The organism is Pseudoalteromonas sp. HM-SA03 (assembly GCF_002289345.1).
In the GTDB taxonomy this organism is placed as follows: Bacteria; Pseudomonadota; Gammaproteobacteria; order Enterobacterales; family Alteromonadaceae; genus Pseudoalteromonas.
Window position 1 is genome coordinate 728 of sequence record NZ_NSDG01000048.1, and the last position, 13,414, is coordinate 14,141.

Annotated in this window: 16 protein-coding genes; 8 read left to right on the top strand and 8 right to left on the bottom strand. The window is 44.7% G+C overall.

The genetic code is table 11. From position 1 onward, the window contains the following. Positions 1-565: 565 nt before the first annotated feature. On the bottom strand, positions 566-1,561 hold the full coding sequence (gene asnA / locus CKO50_RS09780) for an aspartate--ammonia ligase (protein ID WP_010374293.1): 996 nt from the start codon (positions 1,559-1,561) through the stop codon (positions 566-568). Positions 1,562-1,722: 161 nt separating this feature from the next. Between asnA and asnC the strand changes: the two genes are divergently transcribed. The 7 genes from asnC to CKO50_RS09815 all read left to right on the top strand — a co-directional run bounded on the left by asnC (position 1,723) and on the right by CKO50_RS09815 (position 9,142). After that, positions 1,723-2,181, top strand: coding sequence for a transcriptional regulator AsnC (gene asnC / locus CKO50_RS09785; protein WP_095728007.1), 459 nt, complete (start codon positions 1,723-1,725; stop codon positions 2,179-2,181). A gap of 50 nt (positions 2,182-2,231) precedes the next feature. Beyond that, on the top strand, positions 2,232-2,930 hold the full coding sequence (gene trmH / locus CKO50_RS09790) for a tRNA (guanosine(18)-2'-O)-methyltransferase TrmH (RefSeq protein WP_010605868.1): 699 nt from the start codon (positions 2,232-2,234) through the stop codon (positions 2,928-2,930). A 28-nt stretch (positions 2,931-2,958) separates the two neighbouring features. Beyond that, the gene (recG, locus tag CKO50_RS09795) at positions 2,959-5,046 is read left to right on the top strand and encodes an ATP-dependent DNA helicase RecG (protein ID WP_095728008.1); all 2,088 of its coding nucleotides are present in this window, start codon (positions 2,959-2,961) and stop codon (positions 5,044-5,046) included. 340 nt (positions 5,047-5,386) lie between these two features. Next, positions 5,387-6,010 (top strand): guanylate kinase, encoded by a 624-nt coding sequence (gene gmk, locus CKO50_RS09800; RefSeq protein ID WP_095728009.1) that lies wholly within the window; start codon positions 5,387-5,389, stop codon positions 6,008-6,010. Between the two features lie 102 nt (positions 6,011-6,112). After that, on the top strand, positions 6,113-6,388 hold the full coding sequence (rpoZ, locus tag CKO50_RS09805) for a DNA-directed RNA polymerase subunit omega (protein WP_010374289.1): 276 nt from the start codon (positions 6,113-6,115) through the stop codon (positions 6,386-6,388). Between the two features lie 248 nt (positions 6,389-6,636). After that, a complete protein-coding gene (gene spoT / locus CKO50_RS09810) occupies positions 6,637-8,739 on the top strand; it encodes a bifunctional GTP diphosphokinase/guanosine-3',5'-bis pyrophosphate 3'-pyrophosphohydrolase (protein ID WP_095728010.1) in 2,103 nt (700 codons plus the stop codon). A gap of 10 nt (positions 8,740-8,749) precedes the next feature. Then, positions 8,750-9,142 carry a RidA family protein gene (locus tag CKO50_RS09815; protein WP_010374286.1) on the top strand — a complete coding sequence of 131 codons (393 nt, stop codon included), beginning with the start codon at positions 8,750-8,752 and terminating at the stop codon, positions 9,140-9,142. A 375-nt stretch (positions 9,143-9,517) separates the two neighbouring features. Here the strand turns inward: CKO50_RS09815 and CKO50_RS09825 are convergent, their stop codons facing one another. The 5 genes from CKO50_RS09825 to CKO50_RS09840 form a co-directional block, all read right to left on the bottom strand. After that, complete coding sequence (locus CKO50_RS09825; RefSeq protein WP_095728011.1) at positions 9,518-9,742, bottom strand: hypothetical protein; 225 nt, start codon at positions 9,740-9,742, stop codon at positions 9,518-9,520. Positions 9,743-9,786: 44 nt separating this feature from the next. Beyond that, the gene (locus CKO50_RS09830; protein ID WP_176474638.1) at positions 9,787-10,095 is read right to left on the bottom strand and encodes a hypothetical protein; all 309 of its coding nucleotides are present in this window, start codon (positions 10,093-10,095) and stop codon (positions 9,787-9,789) included. Positions 10,096-10,469: 374 nt separating this feature from the next. Then, entirely contained in the window at positions 10,470-10,640 is a 171-nt protein-coding gene (locus CKO50_RS23960; protein WP_176474639.1) for a hypothetical protein, read from the bottom strand. Positions 10,641-10,799: 159 nt separating this feature from the next. Beyond that, positions 10,800-10,991 (bottom strand): hypothetical protein, encoded by a 192-nt coding sequence (locus tag CKO50_RS09835; protein WP_095728012.1) that lies wholly within the window; start codon positions 10,989-10,991, stop codon positions 10,800-10,802. A 312-nt stretch (positions 10,992-11,303) separates the two neighbouring features. Then, positions 11,304-11,621 carry a helix-turn-helix transcriptional regulator gene (locus CKO50_RS09840; RefSeq protein ID WP_095728013.1) on the bottom strand — a complete coding sequence of 106 codons (318 nt, stop codon included), beginning with the start codon at positions 11,619-11,621 and terminating at the stop codon, positions 11,304-11,306. A gap of 256 nt (positions 11,622-11,877) precedes the next feature. Between CKO50_RS09840 and CKO50_RS09845 the strand changes: the two genes are divergently transcribed. Further along, positions 11,878-12,111 carry a hypothetical protein gene (locus CKO50_RS09845; protein ID WP_010374281.1) on the top strand — a complete coding sequence of 78 codons (234 nt, stop codon included), beginning with the start codon at positions 11,878-11,880 and terminating at the stop codon, positions 12,109-12,111. Between the two features lie 96 nt (positions 12,112-12,207). On the opposite strand, the gene CKO50_RS09850 is transcribed toward CKO50_RS09845, so the two are convergent. Next, on the bottom strand, positions 12,208-12,714 hold the full coding sequence (locus tag CKO50_RS09850) for a DUF3299 domain-containing protein (protein WP_010605860.1): 507 nt from the start codon (positions 12,712-12,714) through the stop codon (positions 12,208-12,210). A gap of 10 nt (positions 12,715-12,724) precedes the next feature. After that, positions 12,725-13,414, bottom strand: a 690-nt coding sequence (locus tag CKO50_RS24580) for an ABC transporter permease (protein ID WP_255229512.1), incomplete at its 5' end; no start/stop codon positions are given.

Consider the following 13,414-nt stretch of genomic DNA (forward strand, 5'->3'; position numbering starts at 1 on the left):
CCTCCTACCACGGTGTTCACCCCGTAGGAGCGAGTTCACCTCGCGATCTCTTAACTGCTCGCCGCGTAAAGCNNNNGCTCCTACCACGGTGTTCACCCCGTAGGAGCGAGTTCATCTCGCGATCTTTTAACTGCTCGCCGCGTAAAGCATCTCCGACCAAAGTATTCACCCCGTAGGAGCGAGTTCACCTCGCGATCTTTTAACCGCTCGCCGCGTAAAGCGGCTCCTACCAAAGTATTCACCCCGTAGGAGCGAGTTCACCTCGCGATCTCCTAATAGCTCGCCGCATAAAGCATCTCCGACCACGGTGTTCACCCCGTAGGAGCGAGTTCATCTCGCGATCTTTTAACCGCTCGCCGCGTAAAGCGGCTCCTACCACGGAATTCACCCCGTAGGAGCGAGTTCACCTCGCGATCTTTTCACTGCTCGCCGCATAAAGCGGCTCCTACCGAGGTATTCACCCCGTAGGAGCAAGTTCACCTCGCGATCTTTTAACCGCTCGCCGCGTAAAGCATCTCCTACCAAAGTATTCACCCCGTAGGAGCGAGTTCATCTCGCGATCTGTTTAAAGCAAATCTGCTACGCTGCTACGTACTTCTTCAGGCCATACCCCAACTTGTACCTGACCAATATGCTGCTTTTGCAACAGCAACATCACTAAACGCGATTGGCCAATACCACCTCCTATGGTTTGTGGTAATTCACCCGCAACTAACTGTTGGTGCCAATCTAAACTCAAGCGTGCTTCGTCATCGGTTAATTTAAGCTGTCTTGCAAGCGAATCAGGACAAACACGAATGCCCATTGACGAGATCTCAAATGCGTCTTCTAGCACCGGGTTCCACACCAAAATATCACCGTTAAGCCCTTGATATTTATCGCACGTTGGTGTTGACCAGTCGTCGTAATCCGGCGCGCGAACGTCATGAATCTTACCATCACCAAGCTCACCACCAATGCCAATTAAAAATACCGCGCCATATTCTTGGGCAATCGCTTTTTCACGTTGCTTGGCAGTAAAATCTGGATACATAGTGCGTAATTCTTCACTGTGTACAAACGTAATTTTCTCAGGGAGGAATGCCGCAATGCCAAACTCATCCTCAACCACTTTTTCCGTTGCTTTAATTGAGCGATAAAGGGTTTCTACCGTTTCTTTTAATTTAGCCAGCGAACGCTCACTGTTTTCGCAAATCACCTTTTCCCAGTCCCACTGATCCACATAGACAGAATGGATTGGCGATAGCTTATCTTCGTCAGGACGTAGTGCTTTCATGTGCGTGTAGAGGCCTTCACCTTTAGCAAAACCATAATCGCCTAGTGTTTTACGCTTCCACTTAGCAAGTGAATGCACTACCTCAAACTGCGCATCCGGTAGCGTTTTCACTTTTACCTGTACCGCCTGCTCGTGGCCACTTAGGTTGTCTTGAATACCGTCGCCCAAACGCGCCAAAATAGGCGCTTGTACTTCAACTAAACCCAATTGCTCGGTTAGCTGTGCTGAAAATACTTGTTTTACTCGTGCTATCTGTTTTTGTGTCTCTTGATACTTGCTCAACATGATTAGATCCTCATTCCCGAATTTGTCGTTTTGTTGAGTCTATATTTAAAGAAAGCGACACAAACATCAATAACCCGCAACAAAAACACCTTTACATAATTGTTTTCATCAAAAATATGCTATAAATTTTATATAAACGACAATTGTTAATGGATATTTACATGGAAAATTATGAGATCGACAATCTGGATAGATCCATCCTTCATGCTTTAAAAGAAAATGCTCGGACACCCTACGCGGAATTAGCAAAAAGATTTGCTGTTAGCGCCGGTACCATCCATGTTCGGGTCGAAAAAATGAAGCTAGCGGGGATCATTGAAGGGACTCAAGTAAGCATTAATGCTAAACGGCTTGGTTATGATGTCTGCTGTTTTATCGGAATAAACCTAAAACACGCCGGCGACTACCCGGGAGCCATCGCACGTTTAAAGGAATTTGAAGAAGTTGTTGAGGCTTACTACACCACGGGTAATTACAGCATTTTTATCAAAGTGATGGCGCGCTCCATCGACCACCTACAGGATGTGCTTATTAATAAAGTGCAAACCATTGAGTCGATCCAGTCAACCGAAACACTAATCTCACTGCAAAACCCAATTCAGCGCACCGTTATGCCCTAGCTTCTTTTTTGTTATAATCGCGGGAATTTTTTGATTAGAGTAGTAAGTAGATGGCTGAGAATAGATTCCATCGTGTAAAAAGCGTATTAGATAGACGCCAAACCGACCTCACAGTGTGCCTAGATGAAGTGCATAAGCACCATAATCTGTCAGCGATAGTACGTACCGCAGACGCGGTTGGCTGTCACCACGTACACGCAGTATGGCCACAAGATCAAAGACGGTTAACAAACAATACCTCAGGCGGCAGCAAAAATTGGGTTGAAACCCATATGCATGAGGATATAGACCAAGCTGTTGCGACAATTCGTGAACAAAACCCAGGTGTACAATTATTAGCAACCAACCTTAGCGATAGCGCCGTTGATTTTCGTGAAATTGATTACACCAAACCTACCGCAATTATTGTTGGGCAAGAGCGTTTAGGGATCTCAGAGCGCGCACTTGAGCATGCGGATCAGCACATCGTGATCCCAATGCAAGGTATGGTGCAATCACTCAATGTGTCTGTTGCTGCAGCGCTTATTTTATACGAAGCGCAGCGCCAAAGAGATGCAGCCGGACTGTACAAACGTACAGATATGATGGATCCTGTGGTAAAACATAAGTTACTATTTGAAGGATGTCATCCAATCATTGCAACCCGCTGTCGCGAAAAAGGGCTACCTTACCCGGCACTTGATGAGCATGGTGAAATCGTTGCAGACGACGCTTTTTGGGACATTCTTAAGTTTACGCAGAAGAAATAAATAACGCGGATCGCGCTAGAGGATTAGCATGTCGACACCAAATTTGGCCACTTATCCAATCACCGAATTAAAAGGCGTAGGCCCAAAAGCGGCCGAGCGTTTGGCCAAACTTGGCATTCAATCGGTACAAGACATGTTATTTCACCTTCCGCTGCGCTACGAAGATCGTGCGCGCACCTATCCTATCTGCGAGCTACAAGCGCATAGCCATGTCAGCATTGAAGCCGAGATTGAACGCTGCGAAATCACGCAAGGCAAACGCCGCATGTTGGTGTGTTATGTTAATGATGGGACGGGGCGGATCGCGCTGCGCTTTTTCAACTTTAATGCGGCACAAAAAAATGCCATGCAAGCGGGCAAAGTGATCCGCTGTTTTGGTGAAGTTCGCCGCGGTCATTATGGCTTTGAAATGGCGCATCCAGAATACAGCATCAAAGAGACACGCTCTGCACCGAGCGATCCGAGCCTTGCGACGCTTACCCCAGTTTACCCTACCACCGAAGGGTTAAAGCAACTGAGCATTCGGGCAATTGCCGATCAAGCCGTTGAGTTACTGCGCAAATATGATGTACCAGACTATTTGCCAGCTCAATATCGGCCATCACAGCAAAGCTTAAAAGAAGCGCTGTTATTACTGCACCGTCCACCACAGGAAGTGGATTTAGCGCAATTAGAGCTCGGGCAACATCCTGCACAGGCAAGATTGGCGTTTGAAGAGTTATTGGCGCAAAACCTCAGCTTGCTTAAGCTTAGGCAAAAAGGCCAAGCGGTAAAAGCGGTTGCACTAGCGCCCAGCAATCAACTTGAAGCTCAGTTTTTGTCGGCCTTGCCATTTGCCCCCACCAATGCCCAAAGTCGAGTAGTGGCAGAGATCAAAGGCGACTTACAACATCCCTACCCCATGATGCGATTGGTGCAAGGGGATGTCGGCTCAGGAAAAACGCTTGTGGCAGCCCTTAGCGCGTTAACGGCTATCGCACAAGGTTACCAAGTAGCACTGATGGCTCCCACTGAGATCCTATCCGAACAACACGGCATCAACTTCCTTAATTGGTTTGAACCTATGGGCATAGAAACCGTATGGCTGGGTGGTAAAACCAAAGGTAAGGAACGCACTCATGCGCTTGAGCGTATTGCTTCAGGGCAAGCACAGATGGTGGTCGGCACTCATGCGTTATTCCAAGAGCAAGTACAGTTTTCTAACCTTGCGCTTATCATCATCGACGAGCAACATCGTTTTGGTGTGCATCAGCGCCTAGCGCTGAGAGAAAAGGGAAAGTTTGGCGATTGCTATCCACATCAGCTGGTGATGACTGCAACCCCAATCCCGAGGACCTTGGCAATGACGGCCTATGCAGATCTTGAAACCTCAATTATCGACGAGCTACCACCGGGCAGAACACCAATCACAACCGTCGCCGTGCCAGACACCAGACGCAATGAAGTGATCAAAAAAGTACAAAAGGCCTGTGTTGAAGATAAGCGTCAAGTTTACTGGGTATGTACGCTGATAGATGAGTCGGAGGCGCTACAATGCCAAGCCGCAGAAGACACCGCCAAAGCACTTGCCGAAGCCTTGCCAGAACTTAATATCGCGCTGGTACATGGTCGCATGAAAGCCCAAGAAAAACAGGCCATCATGGACGAATTTAAACAAGGTCATACCCATGTGCTGGTTGCAACTACCGTGATTGAAGTAGGTGTGGATGTCCCCAACGCTAGCCTTATCATTATTGAAAACCCTGAGCGCTTGGGTCTGGCGCAGCTTCACCAATTGCGCGGCCGTGTTGGTCGCGGACAAATCGCATCACATTGTTTACTGCTTTACCATGCACCACTGTCGGTCACTGCGCAAAAGCGTTTGGGGGTGCTTAGAGAAAGTAACGACGGATTTGTCATCGCTGAGCGCGACCTTGAGATCCGTGGCCCGGGTGAAGTGCTTGGTACAAAACAAACTGGATTGGCGGAGCTAAAAATTGCCGATCTTAGCCGTGATAAACATTTATTACCGCAAGTGAGAAGCCTCGCTTTTACCGTGCTAAAAAACCACAGCGATATTGTTGACCCGATTATCTGGCGCTGGATGGGTGATAAGAGCGAACTAGCCATGGCGTAAGCCTTGAGCTTCAAATGGTATAAAGATCGCGAGGTGAACTCGCTCCTACGGGGTGAACACCGTGGTCGGAGCCGCTTTATGCGGCGAGCAGTTAAAAGATCGCGAGGTGAACTCGCTCCTACGGGGTGAACACCGTGGTAGGAGATGCTTTACGCGGCGAGCGGTTAAAAGGTCGCGAGGTGAACTCGCTCCTACTGGGTGAAATAACATTCCTTGATTTTTCCTTATTCTCATCCCTAGTGTATTCTTATACGTTACTCGGTATAATGCCCGCTTTTAACTTTGCGGCAGCTTGAGTAAACCAATACCACTCGGCCGGTACTTATTGTTGAGAATGACTATGACATCACCTACACGCGGTAATCTGTTTATCCTTTCTGCGCCTTCTGGTGCGGGAAAATCAAGTTTAATCAAAGCGTTACTGGAAAAGCACGACGACATTAAAGTGTCGGTGTCTCATACCACACGAGCGCCTCGTCCAGGCGAAGAAAATGGTGTGCATTATCACTTTGTTTCTGTCGATGAGTTTAAGCAATTGATCGATAAAGGCGATTTCTTTGAGTGGGCGCAAGTATTCGAAAATTACTACGGCACTTCAAAACAAGCGATAGAAGATCAGCTTGCCGCTGGTATTGATGTGTTTTTAGATATCGACTGGCAGGGTGCGCGTCAGGTGCGTGAGTTGATGCCTGACGTAAAGACCATCTTTATTTTACCTCCTTCAACTGCGGAGCTAGAAAAGCGCTTAAATGGTCGTGGTCAAGACTCTCAAGAAGTAATCGCAGGCCGCATGGCTGAAGCGAAATCAGAAAGCTCACACTACAACGAGTTTGACTATATTCTTGTCAATGATGACTTTGAGCAAACACGCGGTGAGCTTGAACATATTGTGATTGCCGCAAGACTTGAGCAACAAGCACAGTCTATCCGTCATCAAGCGCTTATCGCCGACTTGCTAAAATAATTACTTTTAAACCTGAGGTTTTTTAACCATCAATACTTGGCGAAAGGCTAGACATACAGTAAACTAGCCTTTTGCATAATGAACTGAATTTGGAGTGCTTCGATGGCTCGCGTAACTGTAGAAGATGCAGTAGATAAAATTGGTAACCGCTTTGACTTGATTTTAGTAGCAGCGCGTCGCGCTCGCCAAATTTCTGTAGGCGGTAAAGATCCTATGGTTGATGCTGAAAACGACAAGCCAACCGTAATCGCGCTACGTGAAATTGAGCAAGGTTTTGTAACCACTGACTCACTTGATATTATCGACCGTGAAGAGCAGCAACACCAAGAAGCTGCAGAGCTTGCCGCAGTAGCTGCAATCGTTGGTGGCAATCGCTAATCCAACCACTGTCTAGATTCAATAATGCCAGCTTTTTTGCTGGCATTATTGTTTTATAGCAATTGAAATTAAGCAAATTGGTATAAATCGCCAGCACATTACACAACGCGTAACGCCTTTAACTTCCTAACAAGTAGCATAAATTGTTCATTGGCATTGCTGGTGTTTCATCGTATATTCTTAAGTAACTAGCTTGTAACCCGTTTTATACTCACCGAGTATAGCTTCTCTGAAACATTGGAGTGTGAATGTATCTGTTTGAAGGCCTCAAAAAGAAAATCTCAGAATATTTGTCACCAGAAGACGTCGATTTGGTGCAAAAAGCCTATGTAGTGGCCCGTGAGGCACACGAGGGACAGACGCGCTCTAGCGGTGAGCCCTATATCACTCACCCAGTAGAAGTAACCCAGATCCTTGCGAGCATGAAGCTTGACCATGAAACACTCATGGCTGCGCTTATGCACGATGTTATTGAAGACACTGACTTTAGCCAAGACGACTTAGCGGAGATCTTTGGTGAGACGGTTGCTGAGTTGGTGGAAGGGGTGTCAAAGCTCGATAAACTGAGCTTCAAAGATAAAAAAGAGTTCCAAGCCGAAAACTATCGCAAGATGATCATGGCGATGACGCAGGATATTCGTGTCATCCTTATTAAACTTGCAGACAGAACGCACAATATGCGAACGCTAGGCGCTTTGCGTCCTGACAAGCGCCGTCGAATTGCCCGCGAAACACTAGAGATCTATGCACCAATTGCAAACCGTCTTGGTATTCATGATATTAAAAATGAGTTAGAAGATCTCGGGTTTCAGGCGTTATATCCAATGCGCTATCGTGCGTTACGTTCAGAAGTCGCCAAAGCACGCGGTAATCGTAAAGAAGTGATCAGCAATATTCAGTCTGAAATTGAATCTAGACTGGAAGAAGCGGGTATTCAAGGCTCAGTAAAAGGCCGTGAAAAGCACTTATACAGTATTTACCGCAAGATGCTGAATAAAGAGCTGATGTTTAACGAGGTGATGGACATTTACGCCTTTAGGATCAATGTCGACAACCTAGATACTTGCTACCGTGTGCTAGGCGTTGCGCATAATTTATATAAGCCAATTGAAACGCGCTTTAAAGACTATATTGCCGTACCGAAAACCAACGGTTACCAGTCGCTTCATACCTCGCTGGTAGGCCCGCACGGCATTCCGGTAGAAATCCAAATTCGTACTCACGATATGGATCATATGGCGGATAAAGGGGTAGCAGCGCACTGGATGTATAAAAAGTCAGGTGATAATGCCGGCCATACCGCGCAGCAGCGTGCGCGTCAGTGGATGCAAAGCTTGCTTGAGCTACAGCAAAGTGCTGGCTCGTCTTTTGAATTTGTTGAAAACGTTAAAACCGAATTATTCCCAGAAGAAATATACGTCTTTACGCCAGATGGCCGTATTGTTGAGTTACCAATGGGCGCAACGGCGGTAGATTTTGCCTATGCCGTGCATACCGATGTGGGTAATACCTGTGTAGGTGCTCGTGTAAACCGCAAGCCCTATCCATTAAGCAAAGCGCTGGATACCGGCCAAACGGTCGAGGTTGTTACCAGCTCAGGTGCACATCCTAATGCTACTTGGCTGAATTTTGTGGTAACGGGTAAAGCACGCCTTGGGATCCGCAATTATCTCAAGAGCCAACAAGAAGAAGAAGCGATCCAACTGGGCCGTCGTCTGCTCGACTCAGCACTGGGTGAGTATAAGCTAGGCGATATTGCCCAAGAGCAAATCGACAACGTACTTGAAGAGCATAACCTCAATACCTTGTTGGAGCTGCTGGTTGAGATTGGTTGTGGCAATATCATGAGCGTATTGATAGCGAAGCGCTTACTGCAAGATGATAATGCGGTAGAAGATATTGCTAAACGCGCAAAAGCCGCAATAATCGGAACAGAAGGCATGTTGGTAACCTATGCTAAATGTTGCCGTCCGGTGCCGGGTGACGCTATCACAGCCTATATGAGCCAAGGTAAAGGCTTAATGGTTCACCGCCAAGAGTGTAAAAATATCAAGGGTTGGCGCAACGAGCGTTCGAAGTACTTTGTCGTGAAGTGGGAAGACAACCCAGAGAAAGAATATATCGCAGCGCTGCGTGTGGAAATAATTAACCACCAAGGTGCGTTGGCTAAATTAACCAATGTGGTTGCGACAACCCAAGCTAATATTGTCGAAATCGCAACGGACGAAAAAGAAAGTAATTTATACGTGATTGATTTAGGTATTACCGTGAAAAACCGAATTCATGTCGCTGATATTATGCGCCGAATTCGAGTGATGCCAGATGTACAACGCGTGTATCGTAAAAAATAAAGGAACATTAATGAACAAAGCTATTATTTCAACAGATAAAGCGCCAGCAGCAATTGGCACCTACAACCAAGCGGTAAAAGTTGGTACTGCGGTCTATTTATCTGGCCAAATTCCATTAGTACCAGAGACGATGGAATTTATTTCTGAAGATTTTGCAGAGCAAACACACCAAGTGTTCAAAAACCTTATCGCAGTATGTGAAGAAGCTGGTGGCGAGCTACAAGATATGGTTAAGGTTAATATCTTCTTAACTGATCTGAGCAACTTTGCAACGGTAAACGAGATCATGGCTCAGTATTTTAGAAAACCATACCCAGCTCGTGCTGCAATTGGTGTAAAAGAACTACCAAAAGGCGCACAAGTTGAGATTGATGGCATTATGGAGTTACCTTCAACTAACTAACCTCAGGTTAACTAATAGTTAGATATATTTCTTCGCTCCAGTGTCAATCGCTGGAGCGGCTTTTCAAAAAGCCAACATAGTCCATTGATTCCCCTCGCTTTACAATTACAGAAAGTCCCATGACCGCAGTCAGCGCACTTACTAGCCGTGCATTGAGTCTTATCTCTCCTTCAGTACGTGGCGTCACTTAATTCAATTTATCGATACGGTTGAGTTAACCTGTGCACAAGAAGATGCATTGATCACCGGCGCTCGTCAGGCCTTTATGCGTTTTCAGCAGTATCAAGCAGAGGTCTATGCTTAATACAATTGGTATAAGTTGAACAGGGAATAACGGGGTTGTTGTCGCGACATTACATCGCGACAGATTAGTGACTAGCAAATATTGGTTGGGCAATCACAATGTAATGTATTTGGCTCAGGAACACAGGCTAATACTTTTGATGGGCAGTCCATCGTTGGGCCACCGGGATCACAGTTTAAGTTGCGACTACAACGGTAGGAGCAACCACCGCCAATCTCACGGGTCTTGTTGTTATCCAAAATTAGCTTACTACCTGCTAATGACTTCAATTGCTTTTTGTTCAGTTTTAAATCCATCGTTTATTCCTTCAATTGATTTAGGGTAAAAGCAGCACAGATCACTATGACCTATGCTGTGGCTCGGATTTTTTTAGCGTTGAGTCTTCTTCACTTTCTTTAATTGGCGCAGGACGAAAACGTTCAACGTAAACGGTTGCCAAGAGTACTGTTACAACGGCGGCGAGCAAAATTGCTTTGGCATATGGATAGCTTTGATATACCCAATTCCAACTCCAAAATGGCTTAGCAGTATCTTCTGCGACACCGAAAATATAGTCCATATTGCGAATTAAGTTTTCGATGAATGCGCTAACATCCACTATTATGAAAAGGAAAAATATACCGACAAGAAGGATATCGGCATGGGTCATATAGACATACTCCTTTTTGCTTGGTTGAAAGCGCTTTAATAAAAATAAGGAGATTTTTACCCTGTGTTTTACCGTGTAAAAAGACATTAAGTCAAAGAAAAGGTGTACGGAAAAATATACGCATTTGCTTTATATGCAGGAAATTCAGCCGTGTAAGGGGCTAAGAAAAAGGCCGTAATAATTTCTAAAAAAATTAAAATAGATAAAAGGGTCGATAGATGAATGATATTCAACTGGTTCTTTACACTTAATGCTATTAACAGGACGCTAACAAGCATCGGAAGGTAGATCTCCTGATTTAGGACAGTAAGTATATATGCTAAAACTGATGCTACGAGAATTAAAAGCAGCAAAAAGCTAAATGACTTATTCATTTACTCGCCTTTTTGATAGTGGAGTGCTGTAGGGAATGAGCCTGTAGCGCCACTCCCCGTTCCTCTAGGGTCATCTTTTATTAAACCACCGCTCCCTCCTTTCACCCGACTTAGTTGATAAATGGGCAGTGGTAAGTTAATTTTTAATTGGATTTTATTTCGGGTTGTCATTCTTATTCCTTATAGGCTTTGCAGTGGTTAAAGTTGTTAATACTGTACTCTGGAAAGCACATATTGAGAACAACTTGTAAAGCTAAAGTGGCCTACCTACTTGGTTTCGGACTTACTTTTATTAGTAAAATACCAAATTGCCTAAAACATGACTTAATTTCATATGTGGTAACTTTCTGAATTGGTTTTTTCATTCTCAGCTTCCACTTTTGGATCATCGCCAATTTTTCCTGTACTACCACTACTCACCAATTTGGCAGAAGTAATATATATAGGTTGGGTGTAAATTAGCTTATTTTTTGGTTTTGTTATTAATAACTTTTTTACAAAATGGAGGTTCAAGAGTTTCATATTAGTGTTCCTTGCGGTCTTTGCAGTGGGTTAAATTTGTTAATACTGTGCCCTGAAAATCATCTATTGAGAATCACTTGTAAAACCAAAGAAGTTAAGTAATTGATCTTGGATCTATTACAGTTCCGCCATGGGAAGCTGTAGAGGAAGTTCGAGAGTCATGTATAATCACTCCTAGGCTGCCACCTTTAATGGACTTTAGGCTATCTGTTGGTAACTTTTTGATTTTTATTACCTTACGAAATTTTTTTTGCATTACAAATTTCATTCTTTTATTCCTTTTGCAGCTTAAATCAACTGATAACATGTTACCTATTCTTCCACTTTCTTTGTATCAGGAGAGGTAGGGCTTTTGCGCCTAAGCTGAGAGTCACTGATTAAGTTTCGTAGCGCTTGAAACTGTTTAATAATGGGAGAAAGGTCAATATCACAGTAGTTACACCAAACCTGAAAGTGATCCCAAGGTATGCGGCTTACACCATTTTCATAGTTTTCGTATGTTTGGCGGCTAATACCTACGAGGTCGGCCATTTGCTGCGTGGTTTTTTGGGCAGCAAGGCGCATTCTTCTAAGGTCGTCACCGTTATATTTAAAATAGGGATTGCCCACCAATTTAGTCCTTTCTTGCATGGGAGAGTCTGCTCAATGCCACCCAAGTTATTTTTATGTGTAATCTTTGTTAACTTGCAATTGTAATCAATAAAAATGTTTCTGCAAGAGGAAATTTAATTAGTCAATTATGGATATATCGCTTCCGAGTACACTTACTCTTTTCACTTTATTTTCATCATTTTAATAGAATAGTTGGTTCGACAAGATTTTTTAGCGAGGCTTTTGTTACTGTAGTGTGAAATGAAAACAAGGGTAACAACTGACTGAGGGTGATATGGATTATCTACGTCAATATAACGACTTAAATATTCTCTATGAAGCGCTTAAAAAATCGAGTCGCGGCGAAGTTGAGATAGCTGAGACGACCACTAAGTGGTTTTCTCTTGTTGAAAGTACCTTATTTGAGCTTCAGGAGCTGGCGTATATGGAAAAGGCGTATATGCAAAAGTCGCGAACCATGAATAATCTCATTGAACTGGTGTATGCCAGTGTTCCTGCCACTGAGTAGGGTAAATAAAAGAAATAAAATTGTATGTTTTGCAGTGGTAAGAGTGCCAATCAAGTTCTATTAAGTATTGGCACTCTTTTTTATTGATTGTGAGGTTTAGAGCTCAAATGGCGCGACGCCTTTGGCTTCCATCATATAACCTGTTTGCGCAATGTCGCCCTTCCAAGTAGAAACCTTAATCGTGCCACTGACTGTGATTGCATCATACAGGCTTTCAATCGGAACACCGCCTTTGATTTTGACATGTACGATTTGGTTCGGTGGCGGAGGCGGCACGTGAATACAAGCGCCAAAGTAGGGAACCAACAAAAATTCGGTGATCACTTCACTGTCACCTTCAAGTGGCACTACAAAGCCGGGTAAGCTGACTAGTTGGCCGTCTAGCTCTTTGACGACTGGGGCGTCTAAGTCAGGTTGCACCCAATTTTGTTCGGCACCATCATGGCTTGCTGCGTCTTGATTGCTGATCTGGACATGTCCTTTTGGAATTAAATCTTCCCAGAATATCTCTTTAGGTGGTGCTGCGTTTGCGATACCACTGAATACCATCGCAGTGATGAATGCAATGAAGTAAAAAACGTGAGTTCGTGCGGTTAACTGCATCTTGATCCTCTTAGGTTTTAATTTGCATGCCATCGGCAAGCGAGTAAAAATAAGCACGGGCGGCAGGAATGGCGCCGATCAAAGTACCTGCAGCTATAATAACGCTTAGTAGTGTGAGTTCATAGCTTGAGAGCGCTGAGACACTTAGGACTACGCCAAACTGGCTTTGTAGGCCGGATTGGGCTGCAATGAGCAAGGCATAAAAAAGCGCTACACCGAAAGCACATCCTAATACGGTAATAAAAATCGCCTCGCTAATGAGAAGCGTAAAAATATGCCAAGGCCGCGCACCAACTGAGCGCAGGATAGCAAGTTCTCGGCGTCTTTGGTTCAACGTGGCAAGCAATGAGGTCAACATGCCAAGTAAGCTTATCAACACCACTGCAAGGGTGATCAGCAGCAAGATTTGTTCGACAATATCTAGCATTTCCCACAATTCTCTCAATGTCACCCCCGGCATAATTGCCAGTAAAGGCTCACCTTTATACTGATTAATATTTCTGCGCACTTGCAGGGTATACAGTGGCGAGTCAAAACCAAGTAAAAATGCAGTGATTTGTTTTGTTGAACCGATTAAGTCACTGGGTTTGGAGTCGAGGTTGTGAAGTAGGGCACTATTGTTTTTACTGTCATGCTCATGCTCATGCTCATGCTCATGCTCATGCTCATGCTCATGCTCATGCTCATGCTCATGCTCATG

What these genes read in the sequence shown, in the direction of transcription:
- asnA (WP_010374293.1), bottom strand. Translation starts at nt 1,561, where the DNA reads ATGTTGAGCAAGTATCAAGAGACACAAAAACAGATAGCACGAGTAAAA.
- asnC (WP_095728007.1), top strand. Translation starts at nt 1,723, where the DNA reads ATGGAAAATTATGAGATCGACAATCTGGATAGATCCATCCTTCATGCT.
- trmH (WP_010605868.1), top strand. Translation starts at nt 2,232, where the DNA reads ATGGCTGAGAATAGATTCCATCGTGTAAAAAGCGTATTAGATAGACGC.
- recG (WP_095728008.1), top strand. Translation starts at nt 2,959, where the DNA reads ATGTCGACACCAAATTTGGCCACTTATCCAATCACCGAATTAAAAGGC.
- gmk (WP_095728009.1), top strand. Translation starts at nt 5,387, where the DNA reads ATGACATCACCTACACGCGGTAATCTGTTTATCCTTTCTGCGCCTTCT.
- rpoZ (WP_010374289.1), top strand. Translation starts at nt 6,113, where the DNA reads ATGGCTCGCGTAACTGTAGAAGATGCAGTAGATAAAATTGGTAACCGC.
- spoT (WP_095728010.1), top strand. Translation starts at nt 6,637, where the DNA reads ATGTATCTGTTTGAAGGCCTCAAAAAGAAAATCTCAGAATATTTGTCA.
- CKO50_RS09815 (WP_010374286.1), top strand. Translation starts at nt 8,750, where the DNA reads ATGAACAAAGCTATTATTTCAACAGATAAAGCGCCAGCAGCAATTGGC.
- CKO50_RS09825 (WP_095728011.1), bottom strand. Translation starts at nt 9,742, where the DNA reads ATGGATTTAAAACTGAACAAAAAGCAATTGAAGTCATTAGCAGGTAGT.
- CKO50_RS09830 (WP_176474638.1), bottom strand. Translation starts at nt 10,095, where the DNA reads ATGACCCATGCCGATATCCTTCTTGTCGGTATATTTTTCCTTTTCATA.
- CKO50_RS23960 (WP_176474639.1), bottom strand. Translation starts at nt 10,640, where the DNA reads ATGACAACCCGAAATAAAATCCAATTAAAAATTAACTTACCACTGCCC.
- CKO50_RS09835 (WP_095728012.1), bottom strand. Translation starts at nt 10,991, where the DNA reads ATGAAACTCTTGAACCTCCATTTTGTAAAAAAGTTATTAATAACAAAA.
- CKO50_RS09840 (WP_095728013.1), bottom strand. Translation starts at nt 11,621, where the DNA reads ATGCAAGAAAGGACTAAATTGGTGGGCAATCCCTATTTTAAATATAAC.
- CKO50_RS09845 (WP_010374281.1), top strand. Translation starts at nt 11,878, where the DNA reads ATGGATTATCTACGTCAATATAACGACTTAAATATTCTCTATGAAGCG.
- CKO50_RS09850 (WP_010605860.1), bottom strand. Translation starts at nt 12,714, where the DNA reads ATGCAGTTAACCGCACGAACTCACGTTTTTTACTTCATTGCATTCATC.